15 protein-coding genes are annotated in these 16,265 nt (G+C 62.0%); 6 read left to right on the plus strand and 9 right to left on the minus strand.

The window, feature by feature from the left end; genetic code table 11:
• Window positions 1–107: 107 nt before the first annotated feature.
• From B3873_RS12265 to B3873_RS12280, 4 genes are all read right to left on the minus strand, one after another.
• Window positions 108–1,250, minus strand: a complete 1,143-nt coding sequence (locus B3873_RS12265; RefSeq protein ID WP_286866361.1) for an alpha/beta fold hydrolase — start codon at window positions 1,248–1,250, stop codon at window positions 108–110.
• Entirely contained in the window at window positions 1,247–2,428 is a 1,182-nt protein-coding gene (locus tag B3873_RS12270; protein WP_286866364.1) for an acetate/propionate family kinase, read from the minus strand. Before B3873_RS12270 ends, B3873_RS12265 begins: the two co-directional genes overlap by 4 nt.
• A complete protein-coding gene (locus B3873_RS12275) occupies window positions 2,425–3,384 on the minus strand; it encodes a bifunctional enoyl-CoA hydratase/phosphate acetyltransferase (RefSeq protein ID WP_348745739.1) in 960 nt (319 codons plus the stop codon). The genes B3873_RS12270 and B3873_RS12275 overlap by 4 nt, the downstream gene beginning before the upstream one ends.
• A 186-nt stretch (window positions 3,385–3,570) precedes the next feature.
• On the minus strand, window positions 3,571–5,583 hold the full coding sequence (locus tag B3873_RS12280; RefSeq protein ID WP_286866366.1) for a putative bifunctional diguanylate cyclase/phosphodiesterase: 2,013 nt from the start codon (window positions 5,581–5,583) through the stop codon (window positions 3,571–3,573).
• Window positions 5,584–5,803: 220 nt separating this feature from the next.
• Here B3873_RS12280 and B3873_RS12285 point away from each other — a divergent pair, with 220 nt between their 5' ends.
• Entirely contained in the window at window positions 5,804–5,995 is a 192-nt protein-coding gene (locus B3873_RS12285; RefSeq protein ID WP_134221096.1) for a hypothetical protein, read from the plus strand.
• Window positions 5,996–6,101: 106 nt separating this feature from the next.
• Window positions 6,102–7,268, plus strand: a complete 1,167-nt coding sequence (locus B3873_RS12290) for a GGDEF domain-containing protein (RefSeq protein WP_286866368.1) — start codon at window positions 6,102–6,104, stop codon at window positions 7,266–7,268.
• On the opposite strand, the gene B3873_RS12295 is transcribed toward B3873_RS12290, so the two are convergent.
• Window positions 7,249–8,523 (minus strand): NAD(P)/FAD-dependent oxidoreductase, encoded by a 1,275-nt coding sequence (locus B3873_RS12295; protein WP_286866370.1) that lies wholly within the window; start codon window positions 8,521–8,523, stop codon window positions 7,249–7,251. The two genes, B3873_RS12290 and B3873_RS12295, sit on opposite strands and share 20 nt — an antisense overlap.
• Before the next feature lie 312 nt (window positions 8,524–8,835).
• Between B3873_RS12295 and B3873_RS12300 the strand changes: the two genes are divergently transcribed.
• Genes B3873_RS12300 through B3873_RS12315 form a run of 4 tightly spaced genes read left to right on the plus strand, consistent with a single transcriptional unit; the run spans window position 8,836 to window position 12,490 of the window.
• Window positions 8,836–9,501: a haloacid dehalogenase type II gene (locus B3873_RS12300; RefSeq protein WP_209533779.1), complete on the plus strand. Its 666-nt coding sequence runs from the start codon at window positions 8,836–8,838 to the stop codon at window positions 9,499–9,501.
• A 51-nt stretch (window positions 9,502–9,552) separates the two neighbouring features.
• Window positions 9,553–10,584, plus strand: coding sequence for a phosphotransferase (locus B3873_RS12305; RefSeq protein ID WP_286866373.1), 1,032 nt, complete (start codon window positions 9,553–9,555; stop codon window positions 10,582–10,584).
• A gap of 14 nt (window positions 10,585–10,598) precedes the next feature.
• On the plus strand, window positions 10,599–11,951 hold the full coding sequence (locus B3873_RS12310; RefSeq protein ID WP_286866374.1) for an aspartate aminotransferase family protein: 1,353 nt from the start codon (window positions 10,599–10,601) through the stop codon (window positions 11,949–11,951).
• 35 nt (window positions 11,952–11,986) lie between these two features.
• On the plus strand, window positions 11,987–12,490 hold the full coding sequence (locus B3873_RS12315; RefSeq protein ID WP_039786302.1) for an Lrp/AsnC family transcriptional regulator: 504 nt from the start codon (window positions 11,987–11,989) through the stop codon (window positions 12,488–12,490).
• A 35-nt stretch (window positions 12,491–12,525) separates the two neighbouring features.
• On the opposite strand, the gene B3873_RS12320 is transcribed toward B3873_RS12315, so the two are convergent.
• From B3873_RS12320 to B3873_RS12335, 4 genes are all read right to left on the minus strand, one after another.
• Window positions 12,526–13,227: a hypothetical protein gene (locus B3873_RS12320; RefSeq protein WP_286866376.1), complete on the minus strand. Its 702-nt coding sequence runs from the start codon at window positions 13,225–13,227 to the stop codon at window positions 12,526–12,528.
• A 118-nt stretch (window positions 13,228–13,345) separates the two neighbouring features.
• Window positions 13,346–14,044 (minus strand): hypothetical protein, encoded by a 699-nt coding sequence (locus B3873_RS12325; RefSeq protein ID WP_286866379.1) that lies wholly within the window; start codon window positions 14,042–14,044, stop codon window positions 13,346–13,348.
• A complete protein-coding gene (locus B3873_RS12330; RefSeq protein WP_286866381.1) occupies window positions 14,041–14,940 on the minus strand; it encodes a glycoside hydrolase family 19 protein in 900 nt (299 codons plus the stop codon). The genes B3873_RS12325 and B3873_RS12330 overlap by 4 nt, the downstream gene beginning before the upstream one ends.
• On the minus strand, window positions 14,882–16,249 hold the full coding sequence (locus B3873_RS12335) for a hypothetical protein (protein ID WP_286866383.1): 1,368 nt from the start codon (window positions 16,247–16,249) through the stop codon (window positions 14,882–14,884). The genes B3873_RS12330 and B3873_RS12335 overlap by 59 nt, the downstream gene beginning before the upstream one ends.
• Window positions 16,250–16,265: the final 16 nt, after the last annotated feature.

Raw genomic sequence — 16,265 nt, forward strand, 5'->3', positions numbered from 1 at the left:
ACGCGCAAGCCGAACAACTCCTGGCCGAAGCCGATCAGGCCCTGTATGCCGCCAAGTCAGCGGGCCGCAATCGGGTGGAGATCAGTTCCGCGAGCTGAGGTCGGCCTTCATGCAGCGAGCCACTGCGCGATCTGCGGCCAGGCCTCAGCCAGGGTGCGCCCGCCCATGAACAGGCCGATGTGCCCGCCCGGCACCACGCGCTGCGTGATATGTGCCGCGGGCGTACCGACCAGTTGCGCTGCGTTGAGCACCTGCTCGGGCGTGGTGATGTCATCGCGTTCCCCGGCCAGCAGGTAGAGCGGGCAGGTGATATCGCGCAGGTCCAGCATCTTGCCCAGCGCCACGTACTGGCCGCGTGCCAGCAGATTGTCCTTGAAGATCTGGCGGATGGCCTGGAGATACCAGCGTCCCGGCAGGTCGATCGGCGTTTCGTACCAGGCCGCGAAGATCTCGCGCTTGGCCAGATACACGGGGTCGTCGATGTGCTGGAACAGGTCCACATGTTCGCTGAAGTAATGCTCGTCGGGATGCATGTTCTTCCAGCCCTGCAACATGAAACTGCCGCGCATGAGGCCGCCGCCGGTACGCACCAGATCTTCGTAGAAGCGAATCGGCGTGCGCTCCACCATCTGCTTGAGCGGCCCTGCTCCCGCCCCGGCGTCGATGGGCGAGCCGGCCAGTACCAGCCGCTGTACCTTGTGCGGGAAGCGCGCCGCAATCATGGCCGAGATCCAGCCACCCTGGCACAGGCCCACCAGGTTGGCGCGCCCGCCCAGTTCATCGATGACCACGCAGAGATCGGCCAGGTAGTTGTCGATCTCCAGGTCCTTCATGTCCTCGCTGGCGCTGTGCCAGTCAGTCAGGAACACGTGCGGCACGCCATGTTCCATCAGCGTTTCGACCAGGCTCTGGCCGCGGTAGTAGTCGGCGATCACCGAGGTGTGTCCCGCATAGGGAGCCACCACCAGCGTCGGGACCGCATGCGCGGCAGCGGGCTTGCCGTATTCGCGCAAGCTCAGCGTACGCAGCGTCAGGCGCACCTGGTTGGCGGTGGCCATCTGCGGGTGATGCAGGGAATGCAGCTTGGTCTCTTCTTCCAGAAAGCGCAGATGCTTGTCCACCACTTCCTGTCCCTGGCGGAAAACTTCGGTGGCCAGCATCATGGGCCAGAACAGCGGTACGCAACCGGGCCCGCAGGCCGCAGGCTCTGGTGCGGGATGGTGGACGTGGCTGGCAGATGAGGTCGTCATGCGGGGCTCCCATGGATGAGTCTTGCCGCATCGTCGGCAATGACCTGTTCTTCATTGGTCGGAATCACCAGTACGCGCACGCGGCTGGCCTGATGGCTGATGCATTCGAGATGCTGGGCGTTGGCGCTTTCGTCGAGCTGCACGCCCAGCCAGTCGAGGCGGGCGCAGATGGCCGCACGCATGCGGGCATCGTGTTCGCCGATGCCGGCCGTGAAGACCAGCGCATCCATGCCGCCCAGCGTGGTCGCCAGGCGTGCGGCTTCACCGGCACAGCGCAACGCGAACAACTCCAGCGCCTCGCGCGCGGAGGGTTCCGTACTCTGCTGCAGGGTGCGCACATCGGCACTCACCCCGGACACACCCAGCAGGCCAGACTGGTGGTACAGCAAGTCTTCCAGCTCCGCCGGCGTCATCCCTTGCTGCAGCAGATACAGCAGCACGCCCGCATCGAGCGCACCACAGCGCGTGCCCATGGGCACGCCTTCCAGCGTGGAGAATCCGGTGCTGGCATCGACACTGCGCCCGTTCTGGATGCCGCACAGGCTGGCACCATTGCCAAGATGCGCCACCACCACGTTGCCATGCGCCTCGGGCAACTGGCGGCGGCGCAATTCACTGGCGATGTAGCGGTAGGAAATGCCATGGAAACCGTAGCGCAGCACGCCCTCGTCATGCAGCTTGCGCGGCAGCGCGAAGCGGCGCGCCAGTGCATCCTGCGTCGCATGGAATGCGGTATCGAACGAGGCCGTTTGCGGCAGGCCCGGGCGCAGGCGCCCGATGGCGCGGATCAGGCGCAGGTTCTGCGGCTGGTGCAGGGGTGCCAGCGGGGCCAGGGATTCCAGTTCCTGTTCGATGCGCTCGTCCAGCAGTACCGAATGGGCCAGATGCAAGCCGCCATGCACCACGCGATGGCCCACTGCACACAGCGCGCCCTGCTCGTGACCTACCTCCAGCTGGTGCAGCACCTGCTCCAGTACCTTGTCCATGGAGGCAGCAGGATCGGCGTCGATGGCCATGGCCGACGCCACGCCTTCGATCTCCAGGCGCAGCCGCAAGGGAGACAGATGCAGGTCGAGCTGTCCGTGGCCGATCTTGCTGGCGCGCTCGCCATCGATCCGGAAGACGCCCAGTTTGATCGAGGACGATCCCGCATTGAAGGTCAGCAGCCAGCGATTCATGCGGCCTCCTTGCCGACCGCCTGCACCTTGCTGCGCGAGGCGAACAGACGGGCCAGTGCCGAGGAGGCCAGACGCACGCGCAGGCTGTCGGCGCGGCTGGTGAGGATGACCGGCACGCGTGCCCCCAGCACCAGCCCGGCGGCCTCGGCCTGTGACAGGTAGATCAATTGCTTGGCCAGCATGTTGCCGGCTTCGAGGTCGGGGACCAGCAGGATGTCGGCACTGCCGGCCACCGGCGAAGTAATCTGCTTGATGCTGGCCGATTGCAGGCTGATGGCATTGTCGAAGGCCAGCGGACCGTCGACCAGCGCACCGGTGATCTGATGGCGCGTGGCCATCACGGTGAGGGCTGCTGCATCGAGCGTGGACGGCATGGCCGGGTTGACCGTCTCCACTGCCGCCAGCACCGCCACATGCGGACGCGGCACGCCCATCACGTGCAGCAGGTCGATGGCGTTCTGGCAGATGTCACGCTTGTGCGCCAGGGTGGGCGTGATATTGATGGCGGCATCGGTGATGATGAGCGGCTTGGCATAGGTGGGAATGGCCATGGCATACACATGGCTGATGCGGCGCTCGGTACGCAGTCCCGAGCCGGAGGCCACGACCGCCCCCAGCAGTTCGTCACTGTGCAGGCTGCCCTTCATGAGCGCGGATACCTGCCCTTGTGCCGCCAGCTCGACGGCGCGCGCAGCGGCGGCGTGGCTGTGTTCGGTGGATTCGATCTGCAGGCCCGCCAGCGACAGGCCGGCTTCTTCGGCGACCCGCCGTATCCGGGCTTCCGGCCCGACCAGCAGCGGCTCCAGCAGGCCCTCTTCGCGCGCCTCCAGCGCGCCCTGCAAGGCCTCGGCAGAACAGGGATGGACTACAGCGACCCGCATCGCCTGCGCGCCCAGGGCATCGCGGATGAGTTGACCGTAGCGCTCGGCAGGCGTGGCCTGCGTCGGTGGAAACATGGTGTCCTCCTGAGGGAATGGCATGAGGCCGGACGCACTCATGCGGGCTTGCTGTGTCGCAGCATAGCCTCAGGCGGAGGTGAGTTCAATTGCAGGATTGCCCGCAAACCGGACAGAGAACACAAAGCTTGATCTGCTTCAACTTTGTCCGGGTGCATCCGCCGTCGCGGGCGGGACTGCGGACGGTCAGGCCGGAGTCAGTGCCAGCACGTGCTGGCGCGCGCGTTCGGCGGGCATCGGTTCAGCAAAATAATGCCCCTGCATGGCGTGACAATGCATGGATTGCAGGACCTGCAGGTCTTCCTCGCTCTCCACGCCTTCGGCCACCACCTGGAAGCCGAAGGAGGCCGCCAGTTGCAGCACCGCCGACACCAGCGCCTGGTTCTCGGTCTGGTCGGCCAGGCCGGTGACGAAGCTGCGGTCGATCTTCACGCGCGAGACGTGCAGCTGGCGCAGGAAGCCCAGCGAGGAATAGCCCACGCCGAAATCGTCGATGGCGATGCTCACGCCCTGCAGCGCCAGCGCGGTCAGGGTCTGGGTGGCGGCCTGCAGGTCGAGCGCGGTCTCTTCGGTGATCTCGATTTCCAGCATCTGCGCCGGCAGGTTCTGGCGCTTGAGGGTGCCCACCACCAGATCCTCGATGATGATGCGCTCCATTTCGCGCGGCGAGATGTTCATCGACACGCGCAGGTCGCTGCGGCCGTTGTCCCGCATGAACTGGATCATGTGCGCCACCTCGCCCATGATGAAACGCAGCAGCTCTTCCGACAGTCCTGCCAGCGCCGCGATCTCGATCAGATCGGGCGGCGCGATCGGACCATGGCGGCGATGCGTCCAGCGCACCAGCGCTTCGAAGCCGTCGAGGGCGCGCCCGTCCTCGCAGACGATGGGCTGGAACCACACCTGCAGTTCGCCATCGGCCAGCGCCTGCGCCAGATCACGTTCGACATCGCGCTTCATCTGCAGATGCGCATCCAGCGCCGCATTGAAGACCTGGTACTGATTGCGGCCACGGCGCTTGGCCTCGTACATGGCGGCATCCGAGCAGACCAGCATCTCGTTGATATCGTCGCCACGTGACAGGTAGATGCCCAGGCTCAGGCCGATGTGACGATGGGCCAGGCGCGCGAAGGGCTGGCGCATCGCTGCGATCAGGCGCTGCGCCACATGCTCCGGCGGCTCCGCGTGGGCGGTGAGCGGATAGAGGATCACGAATTCGTCGCCGCCCAGGCGCGCCAGCGTAGCGCCCTCGGGCAAGGCCGCCTGCAGGCGGCGTGCCACTTCGATGAGCACCTGATCGCCCGCTTCGTGCCCGTAGGCATCGTTGATGACCTTGAAGCCATCCAGGTCAAGGAACATCAGGCATTGGCGTTCCCGCTGCTGCACCAGGACCTGCGTGGCCACCTGCATGAAACCGGCACGGTCCAGCAGGCCGGTCAGCAGATCGTGTTCGGCCTGGTATTGCATGCGCGCAGCGAACTGGCGCAGGTCTTCGTGGGCCACGGCCAGGGCCTGGCTGGCGGTAGTGGCTTCGTTCTTCAGGGCGCAGGCGCGCGCGAACATGCGCTCGCCCACGCGGGCACCGCGGATCAGGCCGGCCAGGTAGATCACGGCCGTCGCTGCCAGCGCCAGGCGGGTCGGCGTGCGATTGAAGGCAAACAGGCAGAAGATCACCGACAGCAGCGGCGGCGTGATGAAGCTGATCGGGATGCGAGCGAAGGCGAAACCGTGGGTGACCGCACCGGCCGTGATGCCGCACACGCAGGTCAGATAGAACAGGGTCTCGGGTGTGGTATAGCCTTCGCTCAGCCAGGGCATGCCGGCCCAGGCGAAGCCCGAGATCAGGGCGAGGATCCAGTGCAGGCGCAGGTTCAGTTCCACCACGTCGCTGGCGTCGCGCACCTGACCGCGCGGGGCCATCCACGGCACCAGTTGCGCCACGCGTTGCGGTGAGAGGCGGCACAGGGGGATCCGCACCAGGTTGACCAGCGTGGCGCAGGCCAGCCAGATCAGTGCCACCCAGAATTTGCCGGAATGCCAGGCCACAAAGGTGGAGATGCCGCTCAGCACGAAGGCCACCGGGATCGACAGCATGACGGTATGGCGGGCCGCCGTGAGCTGGTCCGCGCGAATCAGTTGTCGCAATGCAAGCCGGGACGCGTGGTCGCCGGCACCGGTTTCTGTCTTGAGTTCGTTCACATCCCCATCCCGTGGTGCCCAGTTGCGCTGCCCGCCGAGCGGCGAGGCAGAGGCGGCGGCCACCTGCCCAAGGTAGCGCTACCGATGGCGGGTATTATCCAATGAATAAGAAGAATTCCCATCAAAACATGAGTCCCATTGAGATGTATCAACGAGTTGTTGGCGTGGAAGAGACAAGCTCCGGGCTTGCTGGACCCCTTTCATGACCTGGAGAACCCTCATGTCCCAAGACAACGGCAACTGGTTATCGGCCGAACAAGCCGTCATGCCCGATGGCAGCGAACGTCAGAACTTGCCCCTGATCAACAGGAAACTGCCGCATCTCTCGCCGCAACAAGCTGCCGACAGCACGACGGCGGCAGACGCTGGAGAAGCATCAACGGCACCTGCCGGGCCGGCGGCGGCAGACTGAGTTCTCCTGCAGCAACACCTCCTGCGGAGGGATTTCCGGAGGCATCGTGCCGGAAGGCTAAAATGGAGCCGTATTTACTGCGCGGCAAACTGGCGCTGCTCCTGTCATGGCTCTCGATCCCTCCACTCTTCTCATCCTCACCATCGCGCTGGCGGCGGCCGCTTCGCTCTACCTGGCCATCGAATGGACCAGCGTCCGGGAACGCTCGCTGCTGCTGTGGAGCAGCGGCTTCGCCATCATCACGGTCGGCTCCTTCCTTGCGTTGCTGCGCTCGCGCGGCTATCTGCTGGTCGGCATCTGGTTCGCCAACGGCTTGCTGATCGCGGCGCATGCCTGCTTCCTGGCGGGCGTGGCCTGGTTCACGCGCACCCGCATCTCGCGCGCCTGGTGGCTGATTGCCTTGCTGTGGCTGCTGATGCTGTTGCTGCCCGCACATGCCTGGTGGTCGCGCGTGATGCTGGGACTGCAATCGCTGATGATCGCCGCCCTCACCTTGCAGGCCAGCGCCCTGCTGCGTCCGCATGGTGCGTCGTTGAGCGTGGGCGCAGTGCAGTTGCGCTTCGTGCTGCTGATCCATGGACTGTTCTATGTGGCCAAGGCGGTCTCGGCGCTGGCGCTGGGGGCGTTCGTGGATCTGGCGGCCTTTGGCGGCGTGCTGATCCAGGTGTCGCTGGTGGAGGGATCGATGGCGGTGATGCTGATCGCCTTGTCGATGACCGGCACCGAGCGCCATCGCCGCGAAGAACGCATCGGGCAGTTGGCCGCACGTGATCCCCTGACCGGACTGCTGAACCGGCGCGCCCTGCAGGCGCGCGCACCGGCGCTGCTGGCACGGGCCAGCGAGGCCCATCCGGGCGCGCTGTTGCTGATCGACATCGACAACTTCAAGCAGGTCAACGATCTGCACGGCCATGCCGCCGGCGACAAGTTGCTGGAAGCCCTGAGCACGCTGCTGCGTGAAGTCTTGCCCGCCGATGCACTGGCCGCGCGGCTGGGCGGGGATGAGTTCGTGATCCTGTTGCAGGATGTGCGTGAAGAACAAGTTGCCCATCTCGGCGAACAGTTGCGGATGGCCTTCTCCCACGTGGCGCGCAAGGGCGTGGCCACTCCCGAGGCGGTGAGCCTGAGCGTGGGCGTCAGTCTCTACACCAAGCCGGCACTGGCGCTGGAAAGCCTGATGGCGCTGGCCGATGCGGCCCTGTATGACGCCAAGCGCGCCGGACGCGACCGGCTCATCGTGAGCCCGGCACACATCACTGCAGCCAATCCTTGAGCCGGTACCAGGCCCCGACCAAGGGCAGGAACCAGGGCTTGCCCAGATGACCGGGAATGGCCGGCCAGTCGAAATCTTTCCATGGATTGAGATCGGCCCTGCCGTCCATGACCTCGGCCATCAGCGTTCCCATGAGGCTGGCCATGTGGGTGCCGTGGCCGCTGTAACCCATGGAATAGAACACGCCATCGCGCTGTCCGGCACGCGGCAGGCGGTCCACCGTCATGTCGACCATTCCGCCCCAGCAATAGTCAATGCGGACCTTGGCCAGTTGCGGGAAGACCTCCAGCATCTGGCTGCGCAGGATCTCGCCGCTCCGGGCATCGGACTGCGGATTGGACACCGCGAAACGCGCGCGTCCGCCGAAGAGCAGGCGATTGTCCGGCGTAGCGCGGAAATAATTTACAAAATTCTTGGTGTCGGTGTACATGCGCCGCGTCGGCAGCAACTGTGCCAGCAGCTCCGCCGGCAAGGGTTCGGTGACGATCAGGAAAGCGCCGACCGGCACGATGCGGCGGCGTATCCAGCCAAACGGACCAACCTGGGAAATGCCGCTGCTCACCAGCACCTGGCTGGCGCGCAGGCTGCCTGCACGCGTCTGCACCTGGTAGCCGCCTCCTTGCGCCTTCAGGCCCAGCACGGGAGTGTGTTCGAGGTAGATCGCACCGCGCCGCTGGGCAGCGTGGGCCAGGCCGCGCACATAGCGGCCGACATGCATGCCGGCACTCTTTTCCATCAGCAGTCCACCGTAGTAACGGTCGCTGCCCAGTTCGTCACGCAGCTCGGCGCGGGTGATCAGGCGCGTGTCAGCGTCCACGTTGGCGGCCAGCAGGGCCTGGCTGCGCGCCAGCTTGTCGACGTGCTCGGGCTTGGCCGCCAGCTTGAGCTTGCCGTAGCGTGCAAAACTGCAGTCGATGGATTCCTCGCGCACCAGCCGTTCCACCATATCGACGCCGGCATCGAAGGCGCGATAGAGCCGGTTGGCCCATTCCGTTCCCAGGCGTTGTGACAGGGCAGCGTAGTCCTGCGCGAAGCCGTTGTTGCACATGCCGCCGTTGCGGCCGGAGGCGGCACCGCCGACGATATCCGCTTCGCACACCACCACCCTGGCCCCCTTGCGCGCCAGCGCCAGGGCAGCCGCTGAACCGGTGATGCCGCCACCGACGACCAGTACGTCGCATCCGTCGCCCGGCAAGGCGGTGTGGGTGCTGACGAAGGGGGATGAGGTGTCCAGCCAGTACGACTTCAATTGCATCAGGAGCTCCATCGACAGTCGGCAGCCGGATCATGAACGCAGGGGACGAGGCCGCAACAGGGTAGGTCTGATTATGGTGCGGGCTCCCGATACGGTGATTAATGCTCATTGAACGCAGCATTAAGCCCAGGTTAATGCTCGTGCAACGCCCGCCCCTGCTGGCTGTCCGCAGGAAGAGCGCCCTGCGTAACGCAAAATGCCGGAAAGCCGCCGTTTAAAAGTAGAAGCTGCTCCGATCCCGGCGCAATAAAAATTATTAGTTGGAGGCCGGCGGCCATACTTCTTCCATCCCCAACGAAGGAGTTTGAGCAAATGACTTTCAAGCCGAAGTACATCAGTTTTGACTGCTATGGCACCCTGATCAATTTTGAAATGGGCCCGACCGCCCGCATGCTCTTTGCCGATCGTGTCGACGAGAAGCGCATGCCGGCCTTCCTGGACAGCTTCCGTTTCTATCGTCTCGACGAAGTGCTGGGCGCCTGGAAACCGTTCCTGGAGGTGGTGGACAACGCCATCCGCCGCACCTGCCACGCCCATGGCGTGGAATGCCGGGACAGCGATGGCCAGGCCCTCTATGCGGCCGTGCCGACCTGGCAGCCACATCCGCATGTGGTGGAAACGCTGGAGAAGATCGCGCCCCACATCCCGCTGGTGATCCTCTCGAACTCCATGATCGACCTGATCCCGCACAGCGTGGCGCACCTCAAAGCGCCCTTCCATGCGGTCTACACCGCCGAGGAAGCGCAAGCCTACAAGCCGCGCGGGCAGGCCTTTGAATACATGTTCGACCAGCTGGGCTGCGGCCCGGAAGAGATGGTGCATTGCTCGTCGAGCTTCCGCTATGACCTGATGACGGCCAAGGATCTCGGCTTCATGGGCAAGGCTTACATCGACCGCAATCACGAGCCCTACTGCGATGGCTATGGCGTGAGCCGGCTGACGGACTTCCGCCAGCTGGCCACGCTGGTCGGCCTTTGATGGCTGCCGTCGCGCCTACGAGAGACGGGACGCATCATGCTTGAGACCGCATTGCAAGAACCCGCCGCCTTGAATACGGCGGCACCTGATCTTGCGCCGGCAGCGCTGGAACAACTGGCCGCCGCCCGCTATGGCATCGCGGGCAAGTCCAGCGCGCTGGGAGGTGAGCGCGACCAGAATGCCTGCATCGAGAGCGCCGATGGCACGCGCTACGTGCTGAAGATCAGCAATCCTTCCGAACAGGCGGCGGTGGTGGATTTCCAGATCGCCGCGCTGGATCACATCGCGCGGGCGGCACCGGATCTTCCGATTCCGCGCGTACTGCGCTCCTTGAGCGGGCAAAGCATCGAGCAGGTGACACTGCCGGATGGCAGCGTGAGCATGGTGCGCCTGCTGAGTTACCTCGACGGCGTACAGATCAAGCACACCGAACGCAGCGACGGCCAGCGGCGCGCCATGGGCAGTGGCCTGGCCAGGCTGGACCTGGCCCTGCAAGGATTCAGCCATACCGGGGCGCATCATGACCTGCTGTGGAATGTCTCCACAGCGCACCGCTTGCGCGACAAGATGGAAAGCCTGCAGGATCCGGCCAAGCAGCAGCTGGCACGGCACTTCATGGCGCGCTTCGAACGAGATGTGCTGCCGCGCCTGGGCAACGTGCGGGCGCAGGTGATCCACAACGACTATCACCTCTACAACGTGCTGGTGGCACCGCAGGAGCTGGAGCGCATCACTGGCATCATCGATTTCGGCGACATGCTGCATGCGCCGCTGGTCGGTGAAGTCGCCACGGCGGCAGCCTTCCACATGACTGGCAGCGAGGATCCGTTTTCCGGTCCGGCGCAGTTCGTCGCGGCCTATCACGCCGTGCTGCCGCTGACCGCGCCGGAACAGGAGATCGTCGCCGACCTCATGGTCACGCGCCATCTGGTCACGGCGCTCATTTCCGAATGGCGCGCGGTGCGCTATCCCCACAACCGCGCCTACATCATGCGGCACAACCCGGCAGCCTGGGAGGCGCTCGGCCAGCTGGCCGACCTGCCACGGCAGGACGCGCGTGACCGCCTGCTTTCCGACATCTGACACAGGAGCATTGCATGAGCACCCCTACCGACCTCACCATGGTCAACGCCTACATCCCCGGCCGTGCCGACGTCGGGCCCGTCACCGGGGCCCTGATCGAACGACGCAATGCCCTGCTGGGGCCGGCGTATCGGCTGATGTATGAACATCCCTTGCACATCGTGCGCGGCGAAGGCGTGTGGCTGATCGATCCGCAGGGGCGGCGTTATCTGGATGTGTACAACAACGTCACTTCGCTGGGACACTGCCATCCGGCCGTCACCGCAGCGATCTGCGAACAGGTGCAGACGCTGGCCACCAACACGCGCTACCTGCATGACACCATCCTGGAGCTGGCCGAACGCCTGCTGGCGACGGTGCCGGAGACATCGCTGGCGCACCTGATGCTCACCTGCACCGGCAGCGAAGCCAATGACCTGGCCTATCGCATCGCCAAGGTCCGCACCGGCGGCACCGGCGTGATCGTCACCGACACGGCGTATCACGGCATCACCGATGCGGTCTCGCAGTTCTCGCCGTCGCTGGGCAGCAGCGTCAACCTGGGACCGCATGTGCGCCTGGTGCCGGCCCCGCGTGCCTATCATGCGCCGGGGCAGGATTTGGGAGAAAAATTCACCCGCGACGTGCAAGCCGCCATCGCCGACCTGCAACGGCACGGCATCCGGCCTGCTGCCGTGATCGTTGATTCACTCTTCACCAGTGACGGCATCCTGCCGGGACCAGCGGGCTTCCTCCAGGGCGCGGTGCAGGCCATCAAGGAGGCCGGCGGCCTGTTCATCGCCGATGAAGTGCAACCGGGCTTCGGCCGCACCGGCGAGCACATGTGGGGCTTCCAGCGCCACGGGATTGCGCCGGACATCGTGACCATGGGCAAGCCGATGGGCAATGGCCAGCCGGTCGCAGGCATTCTGGCGACGGCCGATGTGTTGCAGGAGTTCGGGCAGCGCTCGCGTTACTTCAATACCTTTGCCGGCAATACGGTCTCGTGTGCCGCTGCGCTGGCGGTGCTGAAGACGATTGAACGTGAAGGCCTGATTCCCCATGCACGGGAGGTCGGTGGCGTGCTGCTTGACGGCATCCGTGCGCTGGCCGCACGACACGAAGCGATCGGCGACGTGCGCGGTGCGGGCATGTTCGTGGGTGTCGAACTGGTCTCGGACCGGACGCAGCGCACGCCTGACCGCGCGCTCACCAGCGAGGTGGTCAACCGCATGCGTCAGAAGGGCGTGCTGCTCAGCGCCTGCGCGATGGGCCACAACGTACTCAAGATCCGGCCGCCGCTGGTGCTGACCGCGGAGCAGGCGGGCATGGTGATCGATGCGCTGGACGAGTCGCTGACGGAAGCGCGATCGGCGGCGGGGCGTTGAGCCTGAGGCCGGGGATGCGGTGCTATGATCGGACCATGCGACCTACCGACCCTCTCGACCGCACCGACATCAAGATCCTCGAGCACTTGCAGCGCGAGGGCCGGTGCTCGAACGTGGAGCTGGCCGAGGCCGTCAATCTCAGTCCCAGTCCCTGCCTGACCCGGACCAAGCGCATGGAAGAAACCGGCGTCATCGCCGGCTATGCAGCCCGGGTCGCGCTGGACAAATTGGGGAGCCATGTCGTGGTGTTCTCCGAAATCACGCTTGGCAGCCACCGTCCTGCCGACTTTCGCAAGTTCGAACAGGGCGCGGCCAAGTATGCGGAAATCGTGGAGTGCTACAACGTCAGCGGGGGGTATGACTATTTGCTCAAGATCGTCTCGCCCACCGTGGCGCTGTTCCAGGAGTTGATGGAACGCCTGCTGGAGGACGAGATCGGCATCGAGAAATTCGCCAGCCGCATCGTGTTGCGCCATCCCTATGAGCAGCGGGTGGAGCCGGTGGAGGTGATTGCTTCGGGGAAGAGCAGCTGGAAGTAGCGAGGGTGTGGTGATCTCTGCGTTCTCGCAGCTTTTCATTTCTCAGCGGCCATGTAGTAGCGGCCTGCGCAGTTCAGGTAGCGATAGTCAAAGACGGGAGAGAAGACGACGCCGCCTTCCTCATCAAGCCATACACCATAGTTGGATCGCTCAAAATAATCCAGGCAGGCCGTCTTTATCTCCGGCTTCAGGTTGGACATGACCAGTGCGACTGCATCCTTGTTCAACTGCAGGAAATTTCCATTCGTGCGGACACCTGCCTTGCGCAGGGAGGGGACGTAGCGATTGATCAGCGCTATGGGTGGAAGCTGTTTTCCAGTGCTGATTTCGAAGGTCCATCCCACTTTGTCGAAGACATGCTTTCCGGCGCATGCACTGGTGACGTTGAAGACGATGCTCATGGTCCGGAACGCCATCAGGGCTTCATCAAACTCCGCTTCATAAGCCCATGCACCACCTTGTGGATCGGGACGACAGGTTTTTCCCTGTGCAAACAGCGATTGATAAAACTTTTCCATGGCGGCATGAATCTGGCTGGCTGCGTCCTTCGATATCCGTCCTCCTGGTTTCACTCTTATCTTCTCGGTATAGATGCGATTCATTGCGTCACGTGGACCGGTTTTCCTGTAGACGGAAATATCGAATTTTTGATCGTCGAGTTCGAGTTCTCGTGCTTGAGTGCAGGGACTAAGAATGGCCGCTCCCAGTGCGGCTGTTAACAGGAGCAATTTTTTCATGGTATCGCCTTTGATCCGATCAAATGCCATCTGCTTGATGACAATAGGTCAGGGAATAATGAATAGAGAGAGCAACCTTCCGCGGGTCCAGTTTGACTGGTAGACAGACCGCAGGCATTCATCTTCTGATTGGATATTCCTTTTGACATGCCGAATAAGGCCGCTGGAATAACGGCATGAGAAACAATCCCTCGTTCCTTATCAAGATGTGGAAAGCCGTAGTCTTGAAGTGGAAACTACAGAATTCTTTCAAGTCAGGTGTCAACAAGTGTCCATTCTGCTCAATCAGAATCTCGGCAGCATCTTCGCCAAGGACAAGAAGACTGCCCTTGGCGACTGCACCAGCCTCAAACAGCGACGGCGCATATTTTTTAACGATCTGATGACTTGAAATTGCCTTACCTGTTCTGATAGAGAAGTTCTTTACACTTTTCCCAAAATAAGGGATGCCACCGCAGGCCGCTTGGAAATCGAATACGATGCCCAGCACTCCATGGGCTGAATAGATCTTCTGATGGAGGAAGCGATAGCCCCATGGATGCCTGAATTCCGGCTCATGACAGCTGCGCGCCTCGGCATATACCGACGCATATCTCTCTTCGAGAGCTCTATTGATCCTAAGTACTTGAGTCTTTCCGATCGCGGCAGACTTTTTCAGGACCAACTTTTCAATATATAGACTGCGAAAAGGCTCTTCAAAACCAGTTTGACGGTATATTGATAGCGAATAGTCAATTCCCTCCCTTTCTTTGCTGAGGCCAGTTTCATGAAATATTAAGGTGACGAAGAGAACCAAGTGGCGGAAGAAAGGGCTCATTGCAAAACTCTCTTGATCCTTTGTGTAAAGTTTTTCCTGTCGGGAAGATTGGCTTTTTGTTCCCACGCCAAGGTTGCATTCCCGCCGTTTATCGCAAGGGTCACGCCGCGGACATCATCCATATCCATGGCTTCGATCGTCTTGTGCCTGAACAGCACGGCGTACCACGCTGCTGTATCAATACAGTTGAAATTCGTTTCAAGAATGCGGTCTGGATCCCTGATGAGCGGCGGACGTTTCTCTTTGTCACCTTTGCCGCCAGATTTTATGTTCCAGCCAAAATCAAAATCCAATCCCTTGGATAACCATCCGCGAAACGCCCAGTACTCGCCATAGTTGTAGCGTCCAGTCAATTGTTTGAATCCCCTCCCTTTGAATCGCGGCCCATCTCCAGGAGAAACATTGCCGAGTTGTTCGCTGTGTTCATAACCATGGCCGTCCGTCACTTCTAGCATATAGGTAAGACTCACCGACTCAACGGCTCCCTGCGCCAAGAAATGCGCCATCCGCAACCGACTGTTGAGCCCATACTTGAAACAGCACTTGTTGATCTCAGCGCGATACTTCTCCCGGAGTTCTTCTGAGGTGCCATGACTGATCGTGGCGGCAGCGAGAGAGCCCGTGGACGGATAAACCAATGCCAGCTCTTCCTTCGACAACCACATGCACTTCGCCAGATGCTCAATAAACTTGATCGGATGCACATGCCAAACTCCGCGCGCATCCGGCAATCCCGGCACCTTCTCCCAGAAGGTCTGGCGATCGATGTGTCGGATCAACTTCTGAAACTGCTCTGGCGTCAATTTCTGCGCACCGAAGTCCTCCCTGGTCACACGCTCATAGCGCTGAGCGATGCCCTGATTGCTCCACTCGGTGGGGGTGTCGGGTGACCACATGGCGGACCATTTCATCCTTGTCTGACTGCACAGTCTTCGTGTCGGTGCGCCCTTTCTGACTCTCCTGAATCAGGCGCTGCAGGCCCTCGTCGTCCATGAAGCCGTCAGCACTGAATTGACCATGCTCCTCAACCTTCCTGAAATCCTTCCAGTCAGCATCGCTGAGATACTTCACCGCACTTTTTTCCGCCCAGAAGATCTTGTTTGGATCCGGTTTGAAAATCTGGATCCAGAGTTTGCCTTCATATTGGCGCTCCTGGAATTCGCCGGCAATCAACCACGGTCTGCTCCACGGAACGATCAAAGTGCCAGCTTCCAATGTGTGGGCATTCGTGACAGGATTCTTGGCATAGCCGATGAGCCGCTTCCCTGTCGGCATGTAGGCCTTCCTCGCGGCTGTCTTTTTCTTGAGATCGGCAGGTACTTCTGTCTCCACGAACTGGTCCTTCTCGATCCACCAGTTCTTCTTGTCCTCGGTCTGAATATTGAGACACCCGCCTTTGTCTTTGTCCTTGTCTTTATCCTCCACCAGGATCAATGGCTTTTCGGGATCCACTTCCAGCTCATGCTTCACGAGCAGTTCGTCCAATACCCTGAGGCTGCCTGTCAGCCAGCATTTGCCCCAGATCGCCTGCATCGGGTTTTGAAGAAAACGAGGATCCTCAAAGAAGATTTCGAAATGAATACCCTGAGACGGTGTGGCCAGGTTGTCGGGAATGCTGCCGCAATAGCCCAGTACATCGCCGCGCTGCACACGCGAAAAGTCAGTCCCCAGTTGTATCTGGCCATCTGCCGCAGGCAGGACCGTCTCATCATGGGCTGGCTCCATGATTGGCCGACCTTGCTTGTCGATCAGCGGAGACTTGTTCTTCATGCGTGGCCTTTCGGGAATCCTCTTCTTCAGGAAATTGATGGCCTGCTCTCCCGATTTTTCCTTGACCTTGCTCCACGCTCGCAGATGCATGTAGAGCGAATAGAACACCAGCTTGCTGGTACCCAGTGAGGTCTGGCCAAGTTCCGTCTCATGCCTGAGCAAAATGAAGCTGCGCGAATAGCTGGCCTTCTCAAAGAGTTCATCTCCGGTATCGGTATCGTCATAGCGATAGGCCACCAGCTCGCCAGCAGCAATCGCGCGGATGGGCGTGTTGCGATCCGCCGGATGAAGGTGCACTCCGCCATGCCAGAATCGATTCTTCCCCATTGGATAAGAGCCGCTCAGAATTTCACTCTGGTGATAGAGCGCATCGGGGACGACACGCTGTTCCGCTCCGGCTACGTAGGGCAGACGAATGGGATAGGTAATGATCATGAGAGAGTCTCGCGTC

It is taken from the genome of Herbaspirillum sp. UBA812 (assembly GCF_002296545.1).
Classification (GTDB): domain Bacteria; phylum Pseudomonadota; class Gammaproteobacteria; order Burkholderiales; family Burkholderiaceae_D; genus Herbaspirillum; species Herbaspirillum huttiense.

Bases quoted from the DNA above. Each gene is read 5' to 3' on its own strand.
- B3873_RS12265 (WP_286866361.1), bottom strand. From the start codon at position 1,250: ATGACGACCTCATCTGCCAGCCACGTCCACCATCCCGCACCAGAGCCT.
- B3873_RS12270 (WP_286866364.1), bottom strand. From the start codon at position 2,428: ATGAATCGCTGGCTGCTGACCTTCAATGCGGGATCGTCCTCGATCAAA.
- B3873_RS12275 (WP_348745739.1), bottom strand. From the start codon at position 3,384: ATGTTTCCACCGACGCAGGCCACGCCTGCCGAGCGCTACGGTCAACTC.
- B3873_RS12285 (WP_134221096.1), top strand. From the start codon at position 5,804: ATGTCCCAAGACAACGGCAACTGGTTATCGGCCGAACAAGCCGTCATG.
- B3873_RS12290 (WP_286866368.1), top strand. From the start codon at position 6,102: ATGGCTCTCGATCCCTCCACTCTTCTCATCCTCACCATCGCGCTGGCG.
- B3873_RS12295 (WP_286866370.1), bottom strand. From the start codon at position 8,523: ATGCAATTGAAGTCGTACTGGCTGGACACCTCATCCCCCTTCGTCAGC.
- B3873_RS12300 (WP_209533779.1), top strand. From the start codon at position 8,836: ATGACTTTCAAGCCGAAGTACATCAGTTTTGACTGCTATGGCACCCTG.
- B3873_RS12310 (WP_286866374.1), top strand. From the start codon at position 10,599: ATGAGCACCCCTACCGACCTCACCATGGTCAACGCCTACATCCCCGGC.
- B3873_RS12315 (WP_039786302.1), top strand. From the start codon at position 11,987: ATGCGACCTACCGACCCTCTCGACCGCACCGACATCAAGATCCTCGAG.
- B3873_RS12320 (WP_286866376.1), bottom strand. From the start codon at position 13,227: ATGAAAAAATTGCTCCTGTTAACAGCCGCACTGGGAGCGGCCATTCTT.
- B3873_RS12325 (WP_286866379.1), bottom strand. From the start codon at position 14,044: ATGAGCCCTTTCTTCCGCCACTTGGTTCTCTTCGTCACCTTAATATTT.
- B3873_RS12330 (WP_286866381.1), bottom strand. From the start codon at position 14,940: ATGTGGTCACCCGACACCCCCACCGAGTGGAGCAATCAGGGCATCGCT.
- B3873_RS12335 (WP_286866383.1), bottom strand. From the start codon at position 16,249: ATGATCATTACCTATCCCATTCGTCTGCCCTACGTAGCCGGAGCGGAA.